The sequence below is a fragment of the Alteromonas sp. MmMcT2-2 genome (assembly GCF_022348305.1).
GTDB lineage: Bacteria > Pseudomonadota > Gammaproteobacteria > Enterobacterales > Alteromonadaceae > Alteromonas > Alteromonas macleodii.
On record NZ_JAKRFA010000001.1, the window covers coordinates 245,557 to 271,232 of the forward strand.

At 45.9% G+C, this 25,676-nt stretch carries 21 protein-coding genes; 13 read left to right on the forward strand and 8 right to left on the reverse strand.

Going from position 1 to position 25,676, the window contains the following annotated elements; all coding sequences use genetic code 11:
* Positions 1-55: 55 nt before the first annotated feature.
* Positions 56-6,193, forward strand: a complete 6,138-nt coding sequence (locus MHM99_RS01020) for a pectinesterase family protein (RefSeq protein WP_239217781.1) — start codon at positions 56-58, stop codon at positions 6,191-6,193.
* A gap of 82 nt (positions 6,194-6,275) precedes the next feature.
* Here MHM99_RS01020 and groL read toward each other — a convergent pair whose 3' ends face one another.
* From groL to MHM99_RS01035, 3 genes are all read right to left on the reverse strand, one after another.
* The gene (gene groL, locus MHM99_RS01025) at positions 6,276-7,913 is read right to left on the reverse strand and encodes a chaperonin GroEL (protein WP_014980670.1); all 1,638 of its coding nucleotides are present in this window, start codon (positions 7,911-7,913) and stop codon (positions 6,276-6,278) included.
* 40 nt (positions 7,914-7,953) lie between these two features.
* Entirely contained in the window at positions 7,954-8,244 is a 291-nt protein-coding gene (locus MHM99_RS01030; protein ID WP_012520088.1) for a co-chaperone GroES, read from the reverse strand.
* A 321-nt stretch (positions 8,245-8,565) separates the two neighbouring features.
* On the reverse strand, positions 8,566-9,090 hold the full coding sequence (locus MHM99_RS01035; RefSeq protein ID WP_239217783.1) for an FxsA family protein: 525 nt from the start codon (positions 9,088-9,090) through the stop codon (positions 8,566-8,568).
* A 213-nt stretch (positions 9,091-9,303) separates the two neighbouring features.
* On the opposite strand from MHM99_RS01035, the gene cutA reads away from it, so the two are divergent.
* The 8 genes from cutA (at position 9,304) to MHM99_RS01075 (ending at position 17,108) form a co-directional block, all read left to right on the forward strand.
* The gene (cutA, locus tag MHM99_RS01040; protein WP_061486802.1) at positions 9,304-9,618 is read left to right on the forward strand and encodes a divalent-cation tolerance protein CutA; all 315 of its coding nucleotides are present in this window, start codon (positions 9,304-9,306) and stop codon (positions 9,616-9,618) included.
* Positions 9,619-9,685: 67 nt separating this feature from the next.
* The gene (locus MHM99_RS01045) at positions 9,686-11,578 is read left to right on the forward strand and encodes a protein-disulfide reductase DsbD (RefSeq protein WP_239217785.1); all 1,893 of its coding nucleotides are present in this window, start codon (positions 9,686-9,688) and stop codon (positions 11,576-11,578) included.
* A gap of 106 nt (positions 11,579-11,684) precedes the next feature.
* Positions 11,685-12,494 (forward strand): M23 family metallopeptidase, encoded by an 810-nt coding sequence (locus tag MHM99_RS01050; RefSeq protein WP_187447610.1) that lies wholly within the window; start codon positions 11,685-11,687, stop codon positions 12,492-12,494.
* A 303-nt stretch (positions 12,495-12,797) separates the two neighbouring features.
* A complete protein-coding gene (gene aroQ, locus MHM99_RS01055; protein ID WP_061096173.1) occupies positions 12,798-13,238 on the forward strand; it encodes a type II 3-dehydroquinate dehydratase in 441 nt (146 codons plus the stop codon).
* Positions 13,239-13,252: 14 nt separating this feature from the next.
* Entirely contained in the window at positions 13,253-13,708 is a 456-nt protein-coding gene (gene accB, locus MHM99_RS01060) for an acetyl-CoA carboxylase biotin carboxyl carrier protein (protein WP_187447609.1), read from the forward strand.
* A gap of 14 nt (positions 13,709-13,722) precedes the next feature.
* Positions 13,723-15,066, forward strand: a complete 1,344-nt coding sequence (gene accC, locus MHM99_RS01065; protein WP_039228980.1) for an acetyl-CoA carboxylase biotin carboxylase subunit — start codon at positions 13,723-13,725, stop codon at positions 15,064-15,066.
* Positions 15,067-15,470: 404 nt separating this feature from the next.
* Complete coding sequence (locus MHM99_RS01070; RefSeq protein ID WP_187446222.1) at positions 15,471-16,415, forward strand: hypothetical protein; 945 nt, start codon at positions 15,471-15,473, stop codon at positions 16,413-16,415.
* A 252-nt stretch (positions 16,416-16,667) separates the two neighbouring features.
* Positions 16,668-17,108, forward strand: a complete 441-nt coding sequence (locus MHM99_RS01075) for a hypothetical protein (RefSeq protein ID WP_076011918.1) — start codon at positions 16,668-16,670, stop codon at positions 17,106-17,108.
* A gap of 56 nt (positions 17,109-17,164) precedes the next feature.
* Here the strand turns inward: MHM99_RS01075 and MHM99_RS01080 are convergent, their stop codons facing one another.
* The 3 genes from MHM99_RS01080 to MHM99_RS01090 all read right to left on the reverse strand — a co-directional run bounded on the left by MHM99_RS01080 (position 17,165) and on the right by MHM99_RS01090 (position 20,073).
* Positions 17,165-17,428 (reverse strand): TIGR03643 family protein, encoded by a 264-nt coding sequence (locus tag MHM99_RS01080; protein ID WP_015000000.1) that lies wholly within the window; start codon positions 17,426-17,428, stop codon positions 17,165-17,167.
* A gap of 92 nt (positions 17,429-17,520) precedes the next feature.
* Complete coding sequence (locus tag MHM99_RS01085) at positions 17,521-19,668, reverse strand: exonuclease domain-containing protein (RefSeq protein ID WP_239217787.1); 2,148 nt, start codon at positions 19,666-19,668, stop codon at positions 17,521-17,523.
* A gap of 117 nt (positions 19,669-19,785) precedes the next feature.
* Positions 19,786-20,073: a hypothetical protein gene (locus MHM99_RS01090; protein ID WP_239217789.1), complete on the reverse strand. Its 288-nt coding sequence runs from the start codon at positions 20,071-20,073 to the stop codon at positions 19,786-19,788.
* Between the two features lie 186 nt (positions 20,074-20,259).
* Between MHM99_RS01090 and MHM99_RS01095 the strand changes: the two genes are divergently transcribed.
* The 3 genes from MHM99_RS01095 (at position 20,260) to MHM99_RS01105 (ending at position 21,589) form a co-directional block, all read left to right on the forward strand.
* The gene (locus MHM99_RS01095) at positions 20,260-20,451 is read left to right on the forward strand and encodes a CPXCG motif-containing cysteine-rich protein (protein ID WP_014980678.1); all 192 of its coding nucleotides are present in this window, start codon (positions 20,260-20,262) and stop codon (positions 20,449-20,451) included.
* Entirely contained in the window at positions 20,444-21,073 is a 630-nt protein-coding gene (locus MHM99_RS01100; RefSeq protein WP_239217791.1) for a flavin reductase, read from the forward strand. Before MHM99_RS01095 ends, MHM99_RS01100 begins: the two co-directional genes overlap by 8 nt.
* 222 nt (positions 21,074-21,295) lie before the next feature.
* Entirely contained in the window at positions 21,296-21,589 is a 294-nt protein-coding gene (locus MHM99_RS01105; protein ID WP_014951285.1) for a high-potential iron-sulfur protein, read from the forward strand.
* A gap of 98 nt (positions 21,590-21,687) precedes the next feature.
* On the opposite strand, the gene MHM99_RS01110 is transcribed toward MHM99_RS01105, so the two are convergent.
* Together MHM99_RS01110 and MHM99_RS01115 are read right to left on the reverse strand one after the other, a co-directional pair.
* Positions 21,688-23,307: an amidase gene (locus tag MHM99_RS01110; RefSeq protein ID WP_239217793.1), complete on the reverse strand. Its 1,620-nt coding sequence runs from the start codon at positions 23,305-23,307 to the stop codon at positions 21,688-21,690.
* Between the two features lie 129 nt (positions 23,308-23,436).
* Positions 23,437-24,198, reverse strand: a complete 762-nt coding sequence (locus tag MHM99_RS01115; RefSeq protein WP_239217795.1) for a transporter substrate-binding domain-containing protein — start codon at positions 24,196-24,198, stop codon at positions 23,437-23,439.
* Positions 24,199-24,489: 291 nt separating this feature from the next.
* Here MHM99_RS01115 and prmA point away from each other — a divergent pair, with 291 nt between their 5' ends.
* Positions 24,490-25,368, forward strand: a complete 879-nt coding sequence (gene prmA / locus MHM99_RS01120) for a 50S ribosomal protein L11 methyltransferase (RefSeq protein ID WP_049585486.1) — start codon at positions 24,490-24,492, stop codon at positions 25,366-25,368.
* The last annotated feature ends 308 nt before the right edge of the window (positions 25,369-25,676 follow it).

Genomic DNA, 25,676 nt, shown 5'->3' on the forward strand with positions numbered 1-25,676 from the left:
TGGAGCGGACATGTAGTGCGGTAGTACGCCCAGTAAAATATGGAGATTGAGTACCATGAAACTCACGAAAATTGCTGCCCTTATGGGCGGCGTTATTCTCGTTGCCGCCTGTGGCGAGAAAAGCTCTACCAATGTAACCCTCCCCCCCGACCCAGCACTTACTGGCGTATTTGTTGATAGCCCCGTTGAAGGAATCAATTATTCCTCTGCTTCTGTGGAAAACGGTACCACTAATGCGCAAGGTGAATACTCTTACTTCAGAGGCGAGCAGCTCGCTTTCAGCATAGGTCAGCTGACGTTTCCAGAAACACCGGCATCAAGCGTTATCTCTCCTCTTGACCTGTTCGCAACTGACAACCCTTTTAACCAGTCGGTCGTAAACACGCTTCGACTTTTACAATCTCTTGATACCGATGGCGACCCAAGTAACGGTATATCGCTAAGCGCCAGTGCTGGCGATGTGGCGGTAGCTACGCTAGACGAAGGGCAAACCATTGAAGACTTCTTTAATCAATCTGATGCAGATTTTGCAGCCGATGTAGAGGTGTGGCTTGGTTCTGCTGGCGGAGCCAGTGCTACGCTTGTGGATAAAGCACAGGCTATCAGCCATTTCGTAAATTACCTTGAAGCCGAATTAGGTACGCTGTTCCCTAACACCTTTGATGTAACCCGCTTCACAGGCGACATTTACGCACCAACACTGGAAGGCAGAAGTGTATCTCAAGCCACTTACACCTTTACGCCAGACGACGAAACGAACTTGTCAGGTACTTTTGTAAGAGTGCACGGTGAGGAAAGCACAACAGGTAGCTATGAATTCTCTTTTGGACGAAAAGTTATTGCCCTTAGCTACGGTGAGCAAACTGAGTATCTTATTTCCCGTGCTTTCAACACGGTTAACGAGGTATACAGCCTGTGCGTGGTATCTCCGGATAACGCTCAGTCTATGCCGTTAGTGCTTCATGTTGAAAGCTGCCTTGCCAACGAAGACCCGCAAAACTACCTGTTTGCATTTACCCAGGAACAAGCAGATGTTGAACTGGCAAAATTAGAGGAAGCAGCGAATTCTATCCAGGCGGCGCTTGAAGAGAATTTCGATACCGACACCGATACGTTTTTCTCATCGTCGTACAAGCGTTTAAGTGAAGAGCCAGACGCCGGTGCGCTTTATTATGTAACAGGTGGCAGCCCACTAGTCGACGCCACCACAGGTCAACTTACCCTTGAAGGCGATCGATTCAGCATAGGTAATGCTGCAGCCAACCCAGGTGCCAATACGTCGGCATCAGATACGGTAGGCATGGGTATTTATAACCTTAGCGAAGGTTTTACCATCAGCTTCGACGTTATTTCTCACAATGGCGGCGGTACATTTAGCCTTTATGTAGATAACAACACCACAGGGCAAGATAACTCTGTACACGGTGCTGCTTCTAAGTTTGTAAGCGAAGGGTTAGCGGACGGCACAATGGTACCCGGCACGCGATTTACCTATACCTATGAGCCAGGTGACGATATTGGTGGCGGCGATCCTAGTGCACCTGACGCGAAAATTCTCGACAGCTCGGTAACCAATAGTTTCTTCCAATTGCGCACAGATTCGAGTGCCACTATCACTATCGATAACTTAAAAATTGAAACGGTAGCTGACGCAGTTGACCCAGTGCCTCCGGTTGAGCCTGAGCCTACCGAGCCTGAAGAGCCCGAAGTTATTCCAAGTGTACCGCTGCCGCTTTCCTATACCTTTGCAGGCGAAAGCGAGGATATTTTCTCGACAAACTTTGCCGCGATTGAAAATGCAGCGGGTGAGCAAGTCGCCATGTTTACCATTACCGGTGGCTCGGTAACGCAAATTGACACTGGTATTCAGCTTGACGGCGGACGCTTTACCCTTGGTAATACTGAACCTGATACCCAAAGCTCGTCTGACGATACATCATCAACCGGTGCACTGGATTTGAGCCGTCCTTACAATGTTATCTTTGATGTTATTTCTGCTGAAGATTCCGAAGGCGACAACAAATTCCAGATTTACGTGGATAACAATACTTCTGGCAGCGCCAACTCACACCTAGGTTCAGATTCTCGTTTCTTTAATGAGCCTGTGCTCGATTTAGTACCGGGAACCACCATGACAGTAGAAGGACAGATAGCAACGCCTAACTCGTACCTTCAATTTAGAACGGAAAGTGGCTCTATTGTGGTCATCGACAATATTCGCATTGAATATATTGATGAAAACACCCTGTTAGAGGAGACGTTTGAAACAGACGCTGACACCTTCTTCAGCCCTGAATACAAGTCGACCGATGGTGGTGCGACACCGTTTTATAGCGTAACGGGCGGCGGCTCAGGTTTAGTGATCTCCGAAGGCCAACTAGCTATCGACAGTGCACGCTTTACCATGGGCAACAGTACCCCAGATACAGACACAACCGCTGATGACACTGTAACCACGGGTATTTTAGATTTAAGCCGTGAATATACCATTAGTATGGATATCATTGCCGTTGAAGACAGTGAAGGCGACAATAACTTCCAGATATATGTAGATAACAACACCAGCAGTAGCAGCAAATCGATACATGGTGGCGACTCTAAATTCTACAGTGAACTGGTTAATAACCTTGTGCCGGGGCAACGGCTAACTATCGATGGATTTATTGGTACACCCACCTCGTTTTTACAGCTACGTACTGAAAGTGGCGGCAAAGTAGTTATCGATAACTTTGTTATATCGTATGTGGGTAAAGCGCCAGATGACAGCAAATTTAGCTGTGAAAATGAACCACAGCTTTACTTCTGTGACGACTTTGCATCGGGCTCTTTAGATAACTTCACGCTTATTTCAGACGACGCAGGCTCAAACGGCCCACAAGGCACGTTTGATATTGTAGAAGATGACGGCAACAAAGTGATGCGCTACACCGCTGGCGGTGAAGGTGGCGAAATTTTCTTGGTTAAAGAGTCTGCGCTAAGCAACCTGCCAGAAAATGGAAATTACTTTGTTGAAGCGCGCATTCGTCCAAGACAAAACAGCACCACGCGAAACAAACAGATCTTCCTTCTAGGTCGTTATGATAGCGCTGGAAACTGGTACGGCGGTGGTTTGAATGTACAAAACTCATCAAGCAGTACACAAGTGGAAGTAGCGGTAAGTACCGAAGGTAGTATTTCTCGCCCTGTCCAAGCTAAGTCACCTATTGTACTGGGTGAAAAAGACGGTACAGACGGCACGTGGTATCGCGTACGTTTTGAAATGGAAAACGAGAAACTCACCGTTTATTTAGACGGCGAGAACATGGGTACAGCAGAAGATACGACCTATAGCGCAGCGGGACTGATTGGCCTCTTCACTAATAACCGCTCGTTCGAGCTGGACGATTTAAAAGTGGGTGACCCCGCTGTTAAACCTGTTCAACTTACTCTGGATTTCAAAGAAACAGAGTGGGAGACCACCACCAGTAGCGATCCGTTATTCGTTTACGTTACAGCAGTACAAAACGACGGTATAACTGAAGACACGTTTACCATAACCAGCAGTGATGCGAGTGTGGTCAGCGTAGAGCAGCAAGGTCCACAAGTTACCATTACCCCTCGCGCTGCCGGCAGCGCAATAGTAACTTTTACCTCTGGCTCTGACCCTACATTAAGCAAACACATTGCCGTTAATGTTGGCGAAGGCTTTACTATGCCTACCGCCACCTATGGCGACTTATTCCCCGATACCACACCGTATTCGGGCAATAACAATGCGTATACCGATACCCTACTTTCGTTAACCTTCGACAGCGAACCCACCTTAGGAAGTAGCGGTGAAGTGCGCATTTACAATGCGACAGACGACACCCTGGTAGACGTTATCAATATTGCAGCGGATGAAGACTTTATTGGCTTTGAAGGCCAAGACAGACAGCGCAAAGTGGCTTACCGCCCAGCATCAGTTGTAGGCAACACATTGGTGATTAAGCCTCATACAAACGCCCTTCAATATGGTCAGTCGTATTACGTAGCCATTAGCGATGGTGCGGTAACCGGCGCAACGCTAAATGGTGAAAGCTTTAGTGGTATTGGCAAGAGTGCGAACTGGCGCTTTGCAACAAGAGCTGCCGCACCTTCTGGCGCGAATGTTACCGTAGATGATGACGGCGAAGCGGATTTCCGCACGGTGCAAGGTGCGCTTAATTACGTGATGCAAAACGTAAGCAGCGATACGCCATCTCGCATTACGATTCGTGACGGCGAGTATCAGGAAATGCTGTTCCTTCGCGGTAACAACAATGTCACGCTTCAAGGCGAGAGCCGAGACAATACCGTGGTGTACTACGATAACTTTGAGAGCTTTAACAGCGGTAGCGGCAAGAGCGAAGCACCTGCGGCGGGCACGCCATCTGGCGGAAGAAGCGTGTTTTTAGTGGAAGGCGTAGATAACCTGACGCTAACGAACTTCACTTTGAAAAACTCACACATCAGAAGCAACGACTACTCTAACCAAGCTGAGACGATTTACTTTAACAGTGATTCAGGTCGTCTAACTGCCGTTGATATGAACTTTGTGAGTGAACAAGATACGCTGCTGTTAAAAGGCTTTAGTTGGTTCTACAACTCATTGATTGCCGGCAACGTTGATTTCATTTGGGGTTACGTAAATACCGCACTGTTTGAAAACAGCGAAATTCGCACCATTGGCGACTCTAAAAATGGTAACCCTGACGAAGACACAGCGGGCGGCTACATTCTACAAGCTCGCGTACCTGATATTTCTTATAAAGGGTTTATCTTCTTAAACAGCAGCTTCACCAATGGCCCAGGCCCTATTGGTAACGGTGTACTCGACGACTCTACGTATATTGCAAGAAGTGGCGGCAGCGCGAGCTACTTCGACAATATTACGCTTATTAATAACCGTTTCGACACCCACATTGCCACTATCGGCTGGGCGGGCGAAGGAGTACGCGACCAACCTGCACCAAACCCTAGCCCTGCAACCGCAGCAGCTGGATGGCGTGAATACGGCAGCATGGATATGCAGGGTAACCCGCTTGATCTTTCAAGCCGTCAGTTTGCCCACATTCTTATCGACAGCGAAGTGACTGAACTTACCAGCAGAACGGCAATATTCTCTCACTTTAATAACGGCGAAGGCTGGGTGCCAAGCGAGCCTAACTTACCGAATGTAGCACCTGCTCCAACGCTTGATGCGTACGGTTTTGCGCAATACAACTATGCATTAACCGGCGGTGCTGGCGGTACAGTAGTCGCCGTAGATAACGGCGCAGACCTGCAAGCGGCACTAGATAGCGCAGCGAACAGCAACACCCCAGTGACGGTTTATGTAGATGGCACCATTACCGACGCAAACAATGGCGGTACGGGCTCACCGATTGAAATAAAAGACATGAACGATGTGTCAATTATCGGGGTTGCAGACAGGGGCGAATTCGACGGCATTGGCATCTTAATTCGACGTGCAAATAACGTGATTATTCAAAACCTGAAAATCCACCACGTGCTTACTGATGGTAAAGACGCTATCTCTATTGAAGGTGATAACGACGGCTCTACCACCAGCAACATTTGGATTGACCACAATGAGCTTTACAGCACATTGTCTGTGGACAAGGATTTCTACGACGGGTTAGTAGATAGTAAACGCGGCGCGAAAAACATCACTATCTCTTACAACTACCTTCATGATCATTGGAAAGCCTCGTTACACGGCCACACTGAGAATGATGTAGACAGTGATAATACCGAGCGTTTAATTACCTTCCACCACAACCGCTTTGAGAATATCGAGTCACGTTTACCGTTATTCCGCTACGGTCACGGTCACTTGTATAACAACTATTACAATCAGATATCCTCTACGGCAATCAATTCAAGAATTGGTGCAGAGCTACAGGTAGAAAACAATGTGTTTGAGAACACGCAAAACCCAATTGTTTCTTTCTACTCAGACGTTATTGGATATTGGAACACGTCAGGCAACCTGTTTGGCGAAGGCGTAACGTGGACAACGCCAGCTGATGGTGACGTTGTAGCAGGACCTGATGCCACGCCAACATCCAGCTACGAAGTGCCGTACGACTACGTACTAGATGATGCCGACGTGGTTAAGCAGCGAGTTATCAACTACTCGGGCGTAGGTAAGATCAACCAGAATGCCGATGACATTCCTCCGTTAAACTAACTCCCAAAAGAGTTAGCACAAACAAAAAAGGCGCTGCTCTATGAGCAGCGCCTTTCTTTTAAGCGTTAAGCTTGGGGGATGATTACATCATGCCGCCCATTCCGCCCATGCCGCCCATATCAGGCATTGCTGGTGCGTCTTCTTTAGGTAGTTCAGCTACCATTGCTTCAGTTGTGATCATTAGTGAAGCAATTGAAGATGCGAACTGTAGTGCAGAGCGCGTTACTTTAGTTGGATCAAGAATACCCATCTCTAGCATGTCGCCGTAAGTGTCGTTACCTGCGTTGTATCCGTAGTTACCTTCGCCGTTCTTCACTTCGTTAACTACTACTGATGCTTCTGCACCTGAGTTGATAGAGATTTGACGTAGAGGCGCTTCCATTGCACGTAGTGCAAGCTTAATACCTACTGTTTGGTCGTCGTTGTCGCCAGTAAGGTCAGCAAGTTTAGCTGCTGCGCGAACTAGTGCTACACCACCACCAGGTACCACACCTTCTTCAACCGCTGCGCGAGTTGCGTGTAGTGCATCTTCTACGCGGTCTTTCTTCTCTTTCATTTCAACTTCAGTTGCTGCACCAACTTTAATTACTGCAACACCGCCAGAAAGCTTAGCTAGACGCTCTTGAAGCTTCTCTTTGTCGTAGTCTGACGTAGAGTCTTCAATTTGACCTTTGATTTGAGCACAACGGCCTTCAATCGCTTCTTGGTCGCCGTTACCGTCAACAACTGTTGTGTTGTCTTTGTTGATAACTACGCGCTTAGCAGTACCTAGGTCTTCAAGCTGAACTTTTTCAAGGTCTAGACCAATTTCTTCAGAGATTACTGTACCGCCAGTTAGGATAGCGATGTCTTGAAGCATTGCTTTACGACGGTCACCGAAACCTGGTGCTTTAACCGCTGCAACTTTAACAATACCGCGCATGTTATTAACTACTAGTGTAGCAAGCGCTTCGCCTTCAACATCTTCAGCGATGATCATTAGCGGCTTACCCGCTTTCGCTACACCTTCAAGGGTAGGAAGTAGTTCGCGGATGTTAGAAATCTTCTTGTCAACCAATAGGATGAACGGGTTGTCTAGTTCAACAGTACCGTTTTCTTGGTTGTTGATGAAGTATGGAGATAGGTAACCGCGGTCGAACTGCATACCTTCAACAACGTCTAGTTCGTTTTGAAGTGCCTGACCTTCTTCTACAGTGATAACACCTTCTTTACCTACTTTTTCCATTGCCTGAGCAATGATGTCGCCAACTTCTGCATCAGAGTTTGCAGAGATAGTACCTACTTGAGCGATAGACTTGCTGTCTGCACAGTCAGTAGACAGGGCTTTAAGCTCTTCAACTGCTGCCGCTACTGCTTTGTCGATACCGCGCTTAAGATCCATTGGGTTCATACCCGCTGCAACGCTCTTAAGACCTTCAGTAACAATTGCTTGCGCAAGTACAGTAGCAGTAGTAGTACCGTCACCCGCTTCGTCGTTCGCTTTAGACGCTACTTCTTTTACCATTTGAGCGCCCATGTTCTCGAACTTGTCTTCAAGCTCGATTTCTTTCGCTACAGACACACCATCTTTAGTGATAGTAGGTGCACCGAAAGACTTGTCTAGAACAACGTTACGGCCTTTTGGACCTAGTGTTACTTTAACTGCGTTAGCTAGTGTGTTTACGCCTTTTAGCATTTTGCTGCGAGCGTCATCACCAAAACGTACTTCTTTAGCTGCCATGATTAAATTCCTCTAAAATTCGTTTTAACGTTAGTTGTAATTACTCAACAATCGCTAGAATGTCGCTTTCGCTTAGGATTAGTACTTCTTCACCATCCAGCTTTTCTGTTTTAACGCCGTAACCGTCGTTGAAAATAACGGTGTCGCCTACTTTAACGTCTAGCGCTTTAACTTCGCCGTTCTCAAGAATGCGACCGTTACCTACTGCGATTACTTCGCCGCGTGTAGATTTTTCTGCTGCAGAACCAGTCAGAACGATACCGCCTGCAGATTTGCTTTCTTGCTCTGCGCGCTTAAGGATTACGCGGTCGTGTAAAGGACGAATTGCCATTTTCAAGTCTCCTGAAAATTCCACTATTCAAATGAATGTAATTATCGACATTCAGACAATCTAAATGCCGCGTGTTTAAGGTTGCTCATTACTGAGCTGTTAAAATCGTTTCTGCACGGATAGATGGGGTAGTACCCAGATAACTTCAAGGGTTTTTAAGCAAAAAAATGTAAAAAAATTGATTTTTTCGCTAAATACTTATTTTTATTAAATATGTAAACGCCGTTTATCGTAGTAATCGGCGCTCATAAGCTGATGGGATCTGTAGTGAGGCTAGAGCCTGTTGACCTTTGCTATACATCAAAGATCAACGGTCGATAGTTATTTTAAGCGCTTATCCGGGTCGTTGGTGGTGTGATCGGTGTATTCGCCTTCGAACACATCACCATCACTATTGGGCGAGTTAGGGCGATCACCAAAAGGACTTTGCCCAAATGGCGACTGACCTTGCCCGAAGCCAGCTGTGCCCCCTCCCATACCAGGTGTGACGATGCGCATTTTCATGTGCTTACTAACTTGAGCTGCAAAAAAGTGGCGAGAGCCTGGCATTGCCAATAAGAAGCCGAAAATATCGGTAATAAAGCCTGGCGTCACAAGTAAAACACCCGCAACCACCAGCATCAAACCTTCAACCAACTCTTTTCCTGGCACTTCATTTCGCTGCATTTTTTCTTGTGCCGTCTGCAGCGTACTTACGCCTTCGCGCTTAACAAAGTAAGCACCGATAAAGGCAGAGAGAATTACCAAGCCAACGGTATTCCAACCACCTATCACGCTGCCCACATTAATCAGCAACGCAATCTCTAAAATAGGTAATAGGGCAAACAGTATAAATAAAACCCGCAAAATGCTTCCTCTTTCATGTATTCCTAACCTGTTATAGGGTCTTTGTACGTAATAACAAGAAAAGGTGCCCACCCTTTCGCTTAAATAACCACGTAAAGCGACCGATAACGACCGTGATATACTTTTGCTGTGAAAGAATAGTGCGGGCTTTCAGGTCTATTACACATCGACCCATTAGCAAAGTAACAGGCGCGAGATAAGTAGGAAAAGTTTATGACAATAAAACTTGTATTATGTACCACGCCAGATGAAAAGACAGCGCAATTAATTGCCAGTACGCTTGTTGAAGACAAGCTTGCTGCCTGCGTTAACATTATTAAAGGTATTGAGTCTGTGTATGAGTGGCAGGGAAAAATAGAAACCGACACCGAATGTCAGTTACTCATTAAAACAAATACACAACACGTTTTGCAGGCGTTTGATAAGGTGAGTGAACTTCACCCCTATGACGTACCAGAATGGTTAGAACTTAACGCTGAAGCCAGCAGCGCTTATGGGCATTGGCTACAAAACACACTGCAGCGCTAACTGAACCCGTATTTTCTTAACAAGAATAACTAAGACGTAAAAATAGATTAAAATGAATGACAACCTTATGACTACCCTTTTGCCTTCGCCTTGCCTATCGTTGGCTTCGCTGTTTCGTCGCTTTATTGCGTCCGTAGTGTCAGTGCTTTGTTTAATGTCGCTGTTAGTTACGTTTGCGTTTGCACAAGTGCCAAGTGCTTTTGACGATCCATTTACAAATGAGCCCCAATTTCTCGATGTTGACCAAGCGTTTGCTTTTGACTTTAGTCAAAAAGATAACGTGCTTACTTTAAATTTCGACATTGCTGACGGCTATTACTTATACCTTAAACAGTTTAAGTTTGTGGCTAAACAAGCCGAAATTGGCGAGCCTGTTTACCCAAGCGGGGTAATGATTGAAGATGAGTTTTTTGGTGAGTCTGAAGTATTTTACAACGGCGTATCTATTACCCTACCCATTGAGTCAGCACTCAGTGACGGCGTAGTTAAAATTCGCTATCAAGGATGCGCTGATGCCGGCCTTTGCTACCCGCCCACAGTAAAAGTAGTGTATTTAAATGAAGTCGGAAGCAATACGGCAGCAAACGCTGATGCGACAACAGAATCAAATAGCGCGTCCACCTCGTCGTTTTCACAAAGCGAGCAGTTCGATTTAGCGCAAAGGCTAATCGATAAAGATAACCTTGCTCTCACTTTAGCTCTATTTTTTGCCCTAGGCGTAGGCCTCGCCTTTACGCCTTGCGTGTTTCCTATGTACCCCATTGTGTCGGGCATTGTGATTGGTCAGGGCAAGCCTAAAACCGCATCGCATTCATTCTGGCTAACCTTTGTGTACGTACAAGGTATGGCGATTACTTACTCGTTGCTTGGCTTGGTGGTCGCGGTGGCAGGGGCGCAATTTCAGGCTGCTTTGCAACATCCAGTTGTGCTGGGCGTATTCATTGTGCTGTTTGTGGCGCTCGCCGTTGCTCTGTTTGGTGGTTTTGAAATTCAGCTGCCAGCAAAGTATCAAGAAAAGCTCACTCACATGAGTAACAACCAAACGCCCGGCAGTTTCGCAGGTGTGTTTGTTATGGGTGTACTATCTGGCCTTATCGCTTCGCCCTGTACCACTGCGCCGCTCACCGGCATATTGCTATTCATTGCCCAAACTGGTGACATGACGCTGGGCTTTATCTCTCTTTACCTGTTAAGTATTGGTATGGGCGTTCCACTTATCCTGTTTGGCATGACAGGCGGAAAACTCCTACCTAAAGCAGGTAACTGGATGAATGTGGTTAAAGTGACCTTCGGATTTATGATGCTTGCCGTGGCCATTGTGTTTATTGAGCGTCTATACAACAGCCCTGCTACTGGCTTCTTATGGGCATTGCTTGGCTTTGGTTTATTCGGTTATTACTGGGTACTCAATCGCGCCAGCAAAAACTCGCTCATGAAGCTTGTGCGTGCTGTTTTAGTTGCGATAGGCATCATGGGCAGTGCAGGCCTTACTTATCAAGCAGGGCTAAACACAGACCTTTGGGGCGAGCATGCTGATGGTGTTAACGTGGGTCACCCAGAATTTGTTGTTGCCCGTGACTTAGCAGATCTACGCAATAAAATAGCCGCCGCTAACGCTGAAGGTAAAACGGTAATGGTCGATTTGTATGCCGACTGGTGCGTTGCCTGTAAGGAATTTGAAAAGTACACCTTCCCAGACGAGCAAGTGATATCTGCGCTTAGCAATACAGTATGGATGCAAATGGATCTTACCGATAACACACCAGAACGTCAGGAGATTTTTGACACCTTTACTGTGCTAGGCCTGCCTACCATTTTGTTCTTTGACGAAAACGGCGACGAGCTAACCAAGGCCCGTGTCACCGGGTTTATGAAAGCAGACGCCTTTGCCGGTCACGTAAACGAGTGGCTTAACAATGGATCTGACACTAATGACGGTCAAAGTGGTCGCTTGGACTAAGGTGCTTCGATTCAAGGCCTTTCCTCTTCTCATATGGCGAGCGGTGCGAAGCGCCGCTCTCTTTATCTTGGGTAGAAACGGGTTTCAGAAAAGAAGGGTGGCTTCAATGCTGGCCTTCTTTTTTATTTCGCTCACTTTTTCCCTATCAATAACGGCGAAAACCACGGGGTGCTTTGATAACAAACGCTTTTGTTTTGAGCTTACGCCTTCGTCTTCTTCTCTTTATTTAGTCTCAGTACAGAGAAAAGTAGAATTGCCCGTAGCGCTAACTCTGTATTCCAATGTTATGCAAGACATTCCCACAGGCAATGGGGAGCTTAAATCGAAAGCCCACGTTAACGCATTTTTAGATACCAATGACCAAGTGCCCCTTGGCGTAGTAAAAAATGCCGACGCATTCTGGGCATCTATGCGCGTTAAATGGACGGTGGGGCGCGTAGACGCGATACACGACAACGCCTATACGTACCTGCCACCGCTACAACCAGCTAGCAAATACCGTATTGTTCAAGGCTTTAACGGCAATTTTAGTCATTCTGGGGCGTCAAGGTATGCTCTCGATTTTGCCGCGCCTGTAGGTACACCTATTTTAGCCGCCCGGGAAGGCGTAGTGATCGACACGAAAGATGACGGCACGAAAGGCGGGCCAACGCCGAAGTTTGCAAAATACGCTAACTACGTTGTTATTCTTCATAGCGACGGAACCACCGGCGAATACTACCACCTGAAATATAAAGGTGTTGTAGTAACAAGAGGGCAAACTGTAAAGCGCGGGCAGCTTATCGGTTATACCGGCAATACGGGGTTTTCTTCCTTACCCCACCTTCACTTTGGCATTTATGTAGCCAAATTCCATGGTAAGTACGTGAGTGTGCCGTTTTCCCTCGACAGCGCCCTAACCAAGGCCTCGCCTTAGCATTTATAGCAATACATACTGATACTTTTCGTTAAAACTGCCATCTCATCCCCCACTAACGCCTTCTGAGAGTGCAGCATGCTGCGGTTTCACAGGCAGCCAACAAGCAAACTTCCCAATAAACTTTGCGCCGAAAACACCTGATTAGACCAGTATTTTGCTGCGAAATCTTTATCTATCACTATAATCAGCATTTAACACAATAAACGAGCAAATTAATTGGCTTTTTTTCGTGCAACTGTCACAAAAGTTTGTTGAAATGACAATAACCGTGACTTTTTCCCGAAGATAGCAGCAAACTAGATGAATATTTTGTTATTGAACGGCCCTAACCTGAATATGTTAGGCCAAAGAGAACCCGACAAATACGGCACACAAACCTTGCAAGACATCGTAGATGATTTGCAGGCGCAGGCTGCGTCAAGCAACGTGACCTTAACGCATTTTCAGTCAAACGCGGAGTTTGAACTGATCGATCGCGTGCACGCTGCTATGGGTACTGTTGATGCCATTATTATTAATCCTGCTGCCTTCACGCACACCAGCGTCGCTCTTCGCGATGCATTATTAAGTGTCAATATCCCGTTTATTGAGGTGCATTTGTCGAACGTTCATGCCCGTGAACCGTTTCGTCACCATTCCTATTTTTCTGATGTTGCAGCTGGCGTCATTGTTGGCCTTGGTGCCATGGGCTACTCGCTCGCGCTTACTGCAGCAATCAATTTACCGAAATCGCAAAAATAAAGCAGAGACAGAACATGGATATTAGAAAGATTAAAAAACTCATCGAACTAGTGGAAGAATCTGGCATTGCCGAGCTAGAGATCACTGAAGGCGAAGAGTCTGTACGCATCCACCGTGGTCCAACGGGTGTTCAAGCGCCAATGAACTACAGCTTTGCAGCACCGCAAATGGCACCAGCTCCAGCAGCGGCAGCTACCACTGCGTCTGAAGCGCCAGCTGAGCCAGCACAGCCAGAGGGTCACGTTGTTAAGTCTCCAATGGTAGGTACGTTCTACCGTGCATCTTCACCAACGGCAAAACCGTTTGCAGAAGTTGGTCAGCAAGTAAAAGTTGGCGACACGCTTTGTATCGTTGAAGCGATGAAGATGATGAACCAAATTGAAGCAGATAAAGCAGGCGTGGTTAAGGCAATCTTGGTTGAAAACCAAGATCCTGTAGAGTTCGACCAGCCAATGTTCATCATTGAATAAGCGAGTGCTTAACTATGCTAGATAAAGTACTTATTGCTAACCGTGGTGAGATTGCCCTGCGTATTTTGAGAGCCTGTAAAGAACTAGGCATCAAAACCGTAGCAGTGCACTCTACTGCGGATAAAAACTTGAAGCACGTGTTGCTGGCTGACGAATCGATTTGTATTGGTAAAGCATCGGCAACCGAAAGCTACCTGAACATTCCTCGCATTATTGCTGCTGCAGAAGTCACTAACTCTATTGCAATTCACCCAGGTTACGGTTTCCTAGCGGAAAACGCAGACTTTGCTGAAGCGGTAGAAAAAAGCGGCTTTATTTTCATTGGCCCTAAAGCTGAAACTATCAACCTTATGGGTGACAAAGTTTCTGCTATCAACGCCATGAAAAAAGCAGGCGTACCGTGTGTACCCGGTTCCGACGGCCCGCTAACTGACGACGTAGAGCGCAACAAAGCCATTGCTAAGCGCATTGGTTACCCAATCATCGTTAAAGCTGCGGGCGGCGGCGGTGGTCGTGGTATGCGCGTGGTGCGCAGCGAAGCTGAGTTGATTAAAGCCATTGAAACAACGCAAGCAGAAGCTGGCGCTGCATTTGGTAACTCAACGGTTTACATGGAAAAATTCCTTGAGAACCCACGTCACGTTGAAATTCAGGTATTAGCCGATGGCCAAGGTAACGCCATTCACTTAGGTGAGCGTGACTGTTCAATGCAACGTCGCCACCAAAAAGTGGTTGAAGAAGCGCCTGCACCGGGTATTTCTGAGCAAATGCGCACCAAGATTGGCGATCGCTGCCGCAAAGCCTGTATTGAAATTGGCTACCGCGGAGCAGGTACTTTCGAGTTCCTATATGAAAACGGTGAATTCTATTTCATTGAAATGAATACCCGTATTCAGGTAGAGCACCCTGTATCTGAAATGATCACAGGCGTTGACCTTATTAAAGAGCAGCTTCGCATTGCAGCCGGTCAGCCACTGTCAATTGATCAGTCGCAAATTCAAATTCGTGGCCACGCTATTGAATGTCGAATTAACGCAGAAGATCCACAAACCTTTATTCCTAGCCCTGGTCCTATTGATATGTTCCATGCGCCAGGTGGTTTAGGTATTCGTTGGGAGTCGCATATTTACGCGGGCTACCACGTGCCTCCTTACTACGACTCAATGATTGGTAAGCTTATCACTTATGGTGAAAGCCGCGACGAAGCGATTGCTCGTATGCGCCATGCCCTTGAAGAGATTGTGGTTGAAGGAATTAAAACGAACATCCCTCTTCAGCGTGCCATTATGGCCGATGAAAACTTCTTCGCGGGTGGAACCAACATCCACTACCTAGAGAAGAAGCTAGGTTTAGCCTAATCCCCCCTTTGGGCTACACGCTGTTTTTTGTGTAGCCCAATTTTCTTTATTCGCTATTCGCTATTCGCTATTCGCTATTCGCTATTCGCTATTCGCTATTCGCTATTCGCTATTCGCTATTCGCTATTCGCTATTCAGCACATTCTAATTTTCCGATTACTACAATCAATTTTTAACGATTTTCCTATTTAAAACTTGGTTCTATACTGCATACAAGTTTTAAGACATCTCCCTGAGTTTTAATGCTTTTGTGTGTTTTACCCTCATTGGAGTCCCACTCCACTTATTGCCGGCATCCCTGCCGGCTTTTTTTTCGCTTTTTATCTACATAGCGAAATTTATCTGTCCGAAAAAGTTATGATTGATGTATAAACTGATTAACTGGAAATGAGAAGGGAAATTGCGTGAGGGTAATCTCTATTTTTATTTGTGTATTCTTATGCGGCTCGCTCTCCGAGGCTTGTGCTGAAGACATCACGCCTTCGTTCTCACAGAAACTCGATATCCAAGTGCGTTACGATAATCGCTCCAATCGCCCTAGCCGTGAACAATATCGATTGCGTTACTATCCATCGCTCGCCCTCACTTCTACATGGTCGGTAAACAGTTTTATTGTTACTGGCGATGACTTTTCATCTAGCCACAATACGTTTGGTAGCGACACAACCGATTATCTTTATGCAAGACGACTGTACCTCAGGCATGAAACAAATGCGGGCAAAACTGAACTAGGCATTATTCCCACTTATAAAGGGCGAGTTTCTTCAACAGGCTTGTCCAAAGATGGATGGATTACTGGCATTCGCCACGTGAGAAAGCTGCAAAACAACACTGCTCTTGAAATAGTGGTGGGGCAACTGGCGAATGCCGAAGCTTCCGAGGCGTTTAACGTTGGTGAAGAAGATGAATACTTTGAGATTGAATATTCGGCAAAGATGGGGGGACGACATAGCTATGAAGCCAGTTTTGAGCGAATGCTAAACGGCACATTCGCCCGCGCTGAATATCGATTCCGAATAAATGAAGAAGACACTGCTTTTGTTGAACTGGTTCAGCGCACCGACGAAAGTGCTGCGAAAATAGTAGTGGGCACCAGCGGCGAATTCGCTGCAAGCGCTTTTAACACATCATATCCTATCGAATATTTTGCTTACTATTCCTATATAGACAGTAGTTTTGGTGAGCGCGCTGAATTAATTGAAGACTTCCTAGGAACTGGTCACGGCGGCTCTCTGGAATTTAGTGGCGTGCTATCGGAGAAGCATGATGTTGAGTGGTTTATAAGAGCTGATGTGGTAGATAGTGTCAGTCGATTACTGGCAGGAGTAAAACTCTCCTTCGATAGTTGAATGAAACAAAGCGCCTACACCACATAAAAAAGGCCCATCAAACGATGGGCCAAACAGCAAGAACGCGTACACACTTTAACAGTGCATAGTGAGTTACGGTTTATCGACAAACAGAGTTCAGTTATCGCAGATTACGTATTTTTAATCTTAACAACTTTCAACGATATTTAGGTTTTATTACAATTTGGCGGTGTTGATAGGAATTATCTTCATTTTATTTCAAGGTTTTACCCGTTAAGAAAAGGTGTTTTTGTGCCAAGCCGCTACGCTCAGTTCAAAGAAAAACTTCCCATTTCTCGACTCTCAGATGAAGCGCTTCTAGCGTTTCGTGTCCTCTTTGATGATCCCCTAGATATAGTAGACTTAGCTCAGGATATATCTGACTTAACGCTCTACCCTGAACGCCTGAAAGACAGTTACAGGAAAGAATGGGAAGCGTACGTGATCAAGGCGCTGGCCTTTGAAATAAGGCAGCATAATGACCTTTCACCAGCAGAATTCATTGAATTAATGATGAAAAAAGTGGAAGCCGTTCAGCAAAGTGATGAAACCTATCAGAATTTACTGCGCCAAGTCCATCACGCAAAAAGCATTACCCAATCTAGTAATACCATCATATTCCCTACGCCGTTACGTCAGCAGCTAACCGCATTCCTCTTACCGATAACAACAATGACGCATCCTAAGAAGTAATGTAGTGCAGCCTTCGCTAAAGGGGCTCTACAGACCCCACGCGCTGATTGGGTACACTACTTATTGGCACTTTTGTATTTATACTGTGAAGGACAATACCCTCTGTCTACACCTTCAGGTCGCAAGCTAGCGTGCTTTGTTTTTCTGCCCGATACACGCTCTCGCCAGTTTTTGAAAGTTTTCTGTTTGAGGTTTTTGCGCATAAGCTTTATTACGTCTTTTTCTGGCAGCCCGTATAAACGCTCAATGGCTTCAAACGGCGTGCGGTCTTCCCACGCCATTTCAATTATTCGTGATTCTTGTTCTTCAGTTAATGCCATCTCTTACTTCTCAATATGCATTTTTAACCCTTTAGATACTAAGCTAACGCGCATTTTGTTCAGTACACCAGTCTAAAATAACACGAGGACAATTACGTATTTGACGAAATACCCACCAGCTCATCGTCTTTTTCAAACGCTAGCTTTAACAACTCGGCAGCGGCTTTGGCATCGCTCAGCGCACGGTGATGCTGCTCCATTTCTATGTGAAAATGCTTTGTTAAGTTTGCCAGCGAGTAAGAAGGCAGCCCAGGATAGGTGCGACGCATTTCGCGAACGGTACACATTTTGGGTCGCCTGAAACTCTGCTCTAGTCTTGCAAACTCTTGCTTAATGAACCCGTAGTCAAAGTTTACGTTGTGAGCAACGAACACAGCGTCTTCGGTGAAATTTGCCACGTGCTCCGCTACTTCAGCAAAAAGCGGAGCATCTGCCACCATGTCATCCGAAATTCCAGTAAGGCGGGTAATGTTGCTAGGAATGCGGCGCTGCGGATTTAACAGGGTTTGAAACCTGTCTACCTCTTTCCCACCAACAAGTTTTACCATACCTATTTCGGTAATCCGGTTGTAGCTGCTGTTTCCTCCAGTGGTCTCTATATCTACCACAACATAAGGCTGTGCTGGGTCGCGTATCCATTTCACTGTTGTTACCGCAACGTCAAATCCAGCTTGCTGCAAACGTTGAATTGAAACCAGCTGATTTCGGCGAAGCTGATCGCCAGGCGCTTTGATTTCTTCAAAGCGAAGTGCGCCGTCAAATACCATGATATCGGGGAAGCCATCTCGGAGGCTCTCAAAGTCTTTGCACATCATGCGAAGTAAAGCATAAATCGAATCTAGCGAACCATGCTCAATTAGCGCTTCTATAGGCGTAAGCAAATGACTAGACCACATAAACAGGCTATTCACTTTGCCATAGTGCATCGTGGCCATTTTGTGAATATGAAAACGCAGTTTTTCTTTGCTATCAAGCGCCTGTAACAATGCCTCAATACTGTGCTCAAACTTTGCGTAAAAGTTATTTTGCTTAAGCGACAACGGCCTGCGATCAAACTCTGTAACCAGCGTATCTTCTTCATAAAGCTGCTTCCAGAAAGTAAGGCCGAACAAACTACGCCATAGTCGATTTTCCGTGCGCCAGCCTTCAATGCCGTGCCGAGCATAGTGCGCCAATACCCCACGCTCAACCTGTTGGTTTTGGCTTACGTCAATATCCAGTGTACGGCTAGCATTACGAAGCATATCAGTAACCGTACTGGTGCGCTTTTTATGGTATTTGCGGGCGTAAAAATCTTCCGCAAAAGCTAATAGTGTATCCGATGGCGGATTATCAATTATTTCTTCAAGTGCTTGCTTAACGCCATCTTCATCTCCGTCTTTGTAGCTCTCTCTTAGCCACTTCTCTTTTGCCTTATCGCTTTGAGCTAGCTTCAACACCTCTAGTCCTTTCGGTCTATTAAAAGCCAACACTTTAAGGCCTAACGCATACAGTAACTGGTCGCGATAAAAGCTGGCCGACACCCCCTCAGTCGCTGGGAGTTCACCTTCGGCTATGGCAAGCAACATATCATCGTTATAAAAGGCTAATTGACTGTAATGGTTAGCGTAAAACCATGAAGCTTGGGCATCGCTTTTAGTGTCAAAACGCGCCGTATCGGTTACAGAATCAGAGCGGGTTCTCATTACGCCCAAATCACGCATAGAAAACTGATTTAGACGGCTTTTGGTGTTACCAAAATAAATAAAAAGTAAGTAGCGAAGTGCACCGTCAAATAAGCACACTAAATAATTGTCTAGCGAAAAGCTCTCGGGCCAGCCCTTAGCACCAATATGCTCATTAAGTAACGTGACGAGTTTCGGCTTGGTGAGAGATGCGAGCCCCTTAATACTGCCGTATTCAGCAAGTAGCTCAAGCAGAGCATTCTTGGTCAAGACACCTGCGATGTCATTAAGCGAAGCGTGGGTAAGGTCACCAAACCAGCCGTTGTTGGTAAGCCAATCTATTTGCTCTTGTGGCACAGCGATTTCGCTATAATTGAACTGCGTCCTGTCAATCACTGCGTACTTGCGATTTGCAGCGCGCACAACAATACACTGTTTGTCATCGTCTAACGCTTTAAAACGCCTAACAAAGTCAGTGGCTTCGTCACTTAGAAGCGCCCTGCTAGCACCCTCAAAGAACCCAAGGAACTCGTGAAAGTGTGTAAGGTAATAACGTGGCGGTAAATCTTTTCGCATGAGGTATCTTTGGCTATGAAAACACCAGCAGTGTATATTTATACAGCCACGCGAATCAAATTAAATCCTCCGCGATTGGTTATCACATCTGCTGCTAATAGTGCATAGCGTGTACTTTTACACGCGTACGCGCTGTTTAGACACCCAATGAAAGAACGAAGAAAGCTGCGCATCTGCCAATAAACGCTGCAAATTGAAGTAGTGTTTGGCCAACGTCATCTCATCATAAAATCGATGTATACCGCTGTGACATTGTCTGCAAATGTAAATGCCGTCCTGAAGCTCCGATTTGCTAAAGTGCTTTTTAAAATAGGTACGCCTGTGCATTTTTCGCGGTATAAGATGATGGTAAGTAAGGCGAGTTTCTCTATTACAGCACGGGCATTGACCGACTTTATTTGCCACAAGGTCACCTTTTTCGTCTATCACATCTATTATTTGTGCACCCAGTTTTCTGATTACTCATAAGCGTCAAATGGCAGTCTTGTCCTTTTCTCTTAAAATCAGATACAAGGGGCGTGTCTAAAAGAAAATCCACTCGTCTTTGCATTACGTAACAAATAGCATTAGTGATTACAAAGGCATTTAAATATGAGTTTAACTCGTTCCATGGGCTTTTCCTGTCCTTACTGTATGGCCCCAAATGATGTTGAAATAGATGAAATTAACGATGTTGGCCAAGTACAGGTGCTCGACTGCCAAGTGTGTTGTCAGCCCATTGAGCTTACTGCTTATCAGCACGGTGATGACATTCAGATAGAGGCAGAAAGAGAGAATGACTAAGCAGTTTACCCGCGGTGATATAGACGCCCTTGCACAGCGCTACCGCGCAAACCTAATTAATAGTTTGTCTGGTTTTAAATCGGCGACTTTGGTGGGTACAACAAACGGCGTTACAAATAATTTGGCTATAGTGAGCTCAATTGTTCATGTCGGTGCAAACCCGCCTCTCATTGGCATGATCATGCGTCCACATACCGTCACGCGAGATACGTTAAGCAATATAAAACAGCAGGGCTTTTATACGCTAAATCACGTGGCTGTTGACTGGGTCGACAAAGCCCACCAAACATCAGCCCGCTATGCGCCAGAAGAAAGTGAATTTGAAGCCGTTGGGTTAACCGCGCAGATCAGTGAGTCCTTCAGTGCGCCGTATGTCAAAGAAAGTAAAATTAAAATGGGCTTAAAAGTAGCACAGCATTTTACTTTGCTTAATGAAACCGAAATGGTTATCGGCGAAATCCAAGAGCTCTACGTTCCTGAGCAAATAATAGATTCCGACGGCTATGCTGATATAGAACAAGCGCAAACGGCCTGTATCTCAGGCCTAGACAGCTACCACAGCACACAACGAATTGCACAATTTGCGTATGCAAAGCCCGATGTAAAGTTAACCGTGAAATGAACTAATAAACTGTCCAGCGGTCTTACATTCAATACTTAAGGTTGTAACTCTGAAGTTTATTTAATCTGGATCAAGCGAAAAAGCGAGATTTCGTTCGATCTTTTTTCAAAAAGAGATAGTATTTAAGCATGAAACAAAACCTGCCTCTTTGGGCAGGTTTTTGCGTTTAAGGCACTGAATAAAAAAGAATCATTATCGTTTCTATCTCTTAAGGAGAATGTTATGAAATCTGTAAATCGCCGTGACTTTTTAAAGCTTTCTGGCTCGACAGTTATCGGTCTTACATTAGGTGGTGTAGCGTTACGTGCTCAGGCTCAAGAACAATTGAGCGCTGATGACCCTACTGCAAAAGCACTGAACTACACACCGTCGTCAACTGTTGAAGGTGCAAAATGCGCAAACTGCATGTACGTGCAGGGCGCCGATGGCGAACAACACCGCCCTTGTAACATTTTCCCTAATAAGCTTGTTAACGCTGATGGCTGGTGTAGCGCTTGGGTGAAAAAGCCTGGCTAACCAATCGAAAGAAAAGACGTTCAAAAGCCCTTGAGTTAAACCAAGGGCTTTTTTCGTTTCTGTTGAGGCGAAATACGATTATGTATCCTCATTTCCCGCTAGCGAACTACGTCAATTCCGTCTTCGATACCTTTTAGCGCTGGGTTGTCAAAACGTGTAGGCAGAAGGCCAGGCTTAATGAAGAAGCCGTGTTTTGCTTCAAAAACTCTACCTATTTTCAACACGCTTTCGTCTTGCCATTTACCGCCAATGAAGCTAATTCCCACAGGAAGATCTTTCACCTGTCCAGCGGGCACTGTGAGATGCGGATATCCTGCAATTGCGGCCAAATACCCGATACCGATAAAACCGACAGGCGAATGGTCACCATATACGCCATCTATTAAAAAAGAAGGGCTGTTTGAGGGCGCAACTAGTACATCAACATTGTGCTTTGCTAACAACGTATCAATACCATTTTTGCCCGCTGTGTCTTGGATAAGGCGCAGTGCATTTTGATACTTTTCGCTTTCAATGGCTGCCGACGCGAGCGATTTTTCGAAAATGTCTTGATTGAATAGCGCTAACTCGCGCTCTGTTTTGTTATTGAAATCGATAAGCTCAGACAAGTTCCTTGCAGGAAGCTCTGCCGGCGACCCCGATAAATATTCGTTAATACTATGATGGAACTCGCTCAGCAGAACATTATAAGAGTCGGCCCAAAATGAATCTGGCTGAGAGAAGTCACTGATGTCCACCAGCGTCGCGCCCGCCGCTTTAAGCTGCTTTAACGCGCTTTCATAAACAGCCAGCACATGAGGGTTATCGCCTTGGCGGTACCTAACCACACCAATACGCTTGCCTTTTAAATCGGTAGCAAGCATGGACGATGCGGGCATAGCTGGACGGTGAGACTCAGCGTCTAGTGTCGCGTTATCGCCCGCATCAGGGCCCGCCATTATTGCCGTCATCAGCCAGGCGTCTTGAACGTTAGACGTCATTGGTCCTGCGGTGTCCTGACTGAAAGAAATAGGCACTATGTGAGTTCTGGAAAGCAAGCCCACGGTTGGTTTAAAGCCGACTACCCCGTTTATGGATGCCGGACAAATAATAGAGCCATTGGTTTCGGTGCCCACGGCAAGTGACGCGAGGCGAAGTGACATGGCAGCGCCCGAGCCCGATGACGAGCCACAAGCACTTCTTGATAGCATATGGGGGTTTCGGGTAAGCCCGCCAACTGCACTCCAGCCGCTGATAGAGGATTCAGAGCGAAAGTTTGCCCATTCAGACAAATTGGTTTTACCCAAAATAATTGCCCCTGCCGCTTTCAGTTTTTCTACGATAGGCGCATCGCGACCAGTGTCATTAGTAATAAGCGCCATTGAGCCAGCTGTGGTGGGCATCTCTTTACTTTCTATATTATCTTTTAGCAGCACGGGAATACCTGCCAGAGGGCCAAGCGTCTCGCCGTTCGCTAGTCGTTTATCGATGGCCTTCGCTTCGGTCAGCGCGTTAGGGTTCAACGCTAAAACGCTATTTACCTTTTCATCTAGCCGTTCGATTCGCGCAAGATAACCGTTAACGAGCTCAGCAGATGTCGTGTCGCCACTCGCAATAGCTTGCGCCTGAACGTGAGCAGGCTTATCTAACCATTGCTCAATCTTATCTGTATGATTTGCTTGAGACACGCATGCAGTGCAAAGCACGACTACGGCCAGCAAAAAACCCTGTTTCAACATAAACCTTTCCTTAACGTATGATCCTAGCGCCTGTTACTCCTTCTTATTATGCAGCGTTTGACGGCAATAGAAGGTAACGTAATGTTAGTTTCTTATACGTTGAATCAGAAATAGTTCACTGTCTAAGAATTATTTTGCCGTTTCCGCAACGGGAAGCTTATGAAGGAGGTTATCAAGCTTATATTCATCAAGCAGTAACTGATACCGCCCATCTTCAATAAATAGCCGAAGGGTGGCGTTAAACTTGGCTCTTAGCGCTGGGTCGGGGATTGCAGCACTGTAAGGCGATATAGGAAAAAGCTCATGAAAGACGGTTGCGTCTTCGGCATAAGCACTGTTTGCAGATTTGAAGTAGTTGAAAATATTTCTATCGAGAATGGCAACATCGACGCTGCCGCGCATCAGCATGTCCACTTGACGATCTTGTCGTGCCATTTCTATATAGGTAGTTTGCGATGCGAGAGTTCGCCCAAAGTCCTCACCTAATACCGATTGAGCGGTTTGAAAAGCAATGACGCTTTTACCTTTCAAATCGTCGATACTGTCTATCGTCAGTTCTCTGTCTGCGCGTGTTACCACGACGTTCTGATAGATAATATATGGCTCAGATAAAATGCTTTGATCGACTATGTGTGCAGGATTAAGGGTAAGTCCAATGTCAACGGCGTCATCTTTTAATAACCTTGCCGTACGCCCGAAAGGAACATAAATAGGCGACAATCCATATCCCATTTCAGCAAGGATCGCCCGCACCAAGTCAACTTCAAAGCCGGTGTGTTCTTGTGAAATAACGTATGGAGGCTTGTTCCAGCCCACAACCACATCTAGCTCTTTCGCGCTAAGCGGTATGATAAAACACAGTAAACAAACAGCAGATAAAGGTGCGCGCATACAACAGATGAACCAAACTATAAATTAAACGATACCCTTCTCATAATATAAACTTATATTAGAATTTCACCAGTCGACAAAAGGTTAGTTTTTCTCGAGGCTTACGTAATCAATTGAGCAGCCAAGTTTTATTGGGTACTTGAGAGCCTGTTGAGAACCAAAGTGGTTAGATTTGATCATGCCTCTGTAAGCATCGCGTTCTCATTTACTGAAAGCTTTTCGCTTGCCTGCATTTTGTTTACTGCCAAGCAAAGGTACAATAATGAGTAAAGGTCTCAACGATTGATAAATATGGCTTGGCTACAACTTCGAATTAATACCTCCTCTGAACATGCAGAATCAATAGGCGACATGCTAACGGCCAACGGCTCACAAGCAGTGACCTATGTGGATGCGAAAGACACCCCTATGTACGAGCCCAAGCCGGGTGAAGTGTTACTGTGGCCCGATACACAAGTCGTCGGCTTATTTGAAGCTGATGCCGATATGAAAGGCATCCTTCAGCGCTTGGGTAAAGCCAAAATCTTAGGCCCTGATTTTAAATATAAGCTTGAGCCACTTGAAGACAAAGACTGGGAGCGAGAGTGGATGGATAACTTCCATCCCATGCAATTTGGCGAGCGCTTGTGGATATGCCCAAGCTGGCGCGATGTTCCCGATCCAAACGCCGTTAACGTAATGCTAGATCCTGGGCTTGCCTTTGGTACTGGCACGCACCCTACCACAGCGCTTTGCTTGCGCTGGCTTGACGGCATAGATATGACAGATAAAACCGTTGTCGATTTTGGCTGTGGCTCTGGAATATTAGCGCTGGCTGCGCTGAAGTTGGGTGCTAAACGCGTCATCGGCATTGATATCGACCCACAAGCGCTACAAGCAACAAAAGAAAATGCACGACGCAACGGCGTCGAAGACCGTTTGGATGTATACCTTCCTGAAGACCAGCCTGAGCTTGAAGCCGATGTGGTGATGGCGAACATCTTGTCAGGTCCATTACTAGAACTTCAAAGCGTTATTACAAACTACTGCAAATCAGGCGGTTTGTTAGTCCTTTCTGGCATTTTGGCGGAGCAAGTTACGCGCATAGAAGAAGCGTACGCTAACGATATTACTCTTGAACCCAGTGCCATTGATGGTGAATGGGCGAGAGTGTCGGGCAAAAAACAATAAGTTTGAGCGATAAACCGACCAGTCGGTGAATATTACGCCCAGTCAGAATAGTGTGTTTTCGGTCAACCACCTCAAAATTGCGACGAAAATTTGTACGAAAAAGCACGTTACCGCCTAATTAATTGTTAATTTTTTTCACATTACAGCCCTTTCAAATCGGGGGCTGTAAGACTTTCGTACAATATTTAAACTAAAAATCGACGTTAGCTTACTAATGTGACAGATTTTTTTCACTGTCAAGACCACGGAGTGAAATTTTGTGCGATTTTTAGCCTTTTCAAGCCTTGCGAAAACACGTACACTTAGCG

Excerpts from the sequence above, each read along its gene's own strand:
- MHM99_RS01095 (WP_014980678.1), top strand. The coding sequence starts at position 20,260 with ATGAGTTTAACTCGTTCCATGGGCTTTTCCTGTCCTTACTGTATGGCC.
- cutA (WP_061486802.1), top strand. The coding sequence starts at position 9,304 with ATGACAATAAAACTTGTATTATGTACCACGCCAGATGAAAAGACAGCG.
- MHM99_RS01110 (WP_239217793.1), bottom strand. The coding sequence starts at position 23,307 with ATGTTGAAACAGGGTTTTTTGCTGGCCGTAGTCGTGCTTTGCACTGCA.
- MHM99_RS01115 (WP_239217795.1), bottom strand. The coding sequence starts at position 24,198 with ATGCGCGCACCTTTATCTGCTGTTTGTTTACTGTGTTTTATCATACCG.
- MHM99_RS01085 (WP_239217787.1), bottom strand. The coding sequence starts at position 19,668 with ATGCGAAAAGATTTACCGCCACGTTATTACCTTACACACTTTCACGAG.
- accC (WP_039228980.1), top strand. The coding sequence starts at position 13,723 with ATGCTAGATAAAGTACTTATTGCTAACCGTGGTGAGATTGCCCTGCGT.
- MHM99_RS01105 (WP_014951285.1), top strand. The coding sequence starts at position 21,296 with ATGAAATCTGTAAATCGCCGTGACTTTTTAAAGCTTTCTGGCTCGACA.
- groL (WP_014980670.1), bottom strand. The coding sequence starts at position 7,913 with ATGGCAGCTAAAGAAGTACGTTTTGGTGATGACGCTCGCAGCAAAATG.
- MHM99_RS01050 (WP_187447610.1), top strand. The coding sequence starts at position 11,685 with ATGCTGGCCTTCTTTTTTATTTCGCTCACTTTTTCCCTATCAATAACG.
- MHM99_RS01045 (WP_239217785.1), top strand. The coding sequence starts at position 9,686 with ATGACTACCCTTTTGCCTTCGCCTTGCCTATCGTTGGCTTCGCTGTTT.
- aroQ (WP_061096173.1), top strand. The coding sequence starts at position 12,798 with ATGAATATTTTGTTATTGAACGGCCCTAACCTGAATATGTTAGGCCAA.
- MHM99_RS01080 (WP_015000000.1), bottom strand. The coding sequence starts at position 17,428 with ATGGCATTAACTGAAGAACAAGAATCACGAATAATTGAAATGGCGTGG.
- MHM99_RS01100 (WP_239217791.1), top strand. The coding sequence starts at position 20,444 with ATGACTAAGCAGTTTACCCGCGGTGATATAGACGCCCTTGCACAGCGC.
- MHM99_RS01020 (WP_239217781.1), top strand. The coding sequence starts at position 56 with ATGAAACTCACGAAAATTGCTGCCCTTATGGGCGGCGTTATTCTCGTT.
- MHM99_RS01030 (WP_012520088.1), bottom strand. The coding sequence starts at position 8,244 with ATGGCAATTCGTCCTTTACACGACCGCGTAATCCTTAAGCGCGCAGAG.
- accB (WP_187447609.1), top strand. The coding sequence starts at position 13,253 with ATGGATATTAGAAAGATTAAAAAACTCATCGAACTAGTGGAAGAATCT.
- prmA (WP_049585486.1), top strand. The coding sequence starts at position 24,490 with ATGGCTTGGCTACAACTTCGAATTAATACCTCCTCTGAACATGCAGAA.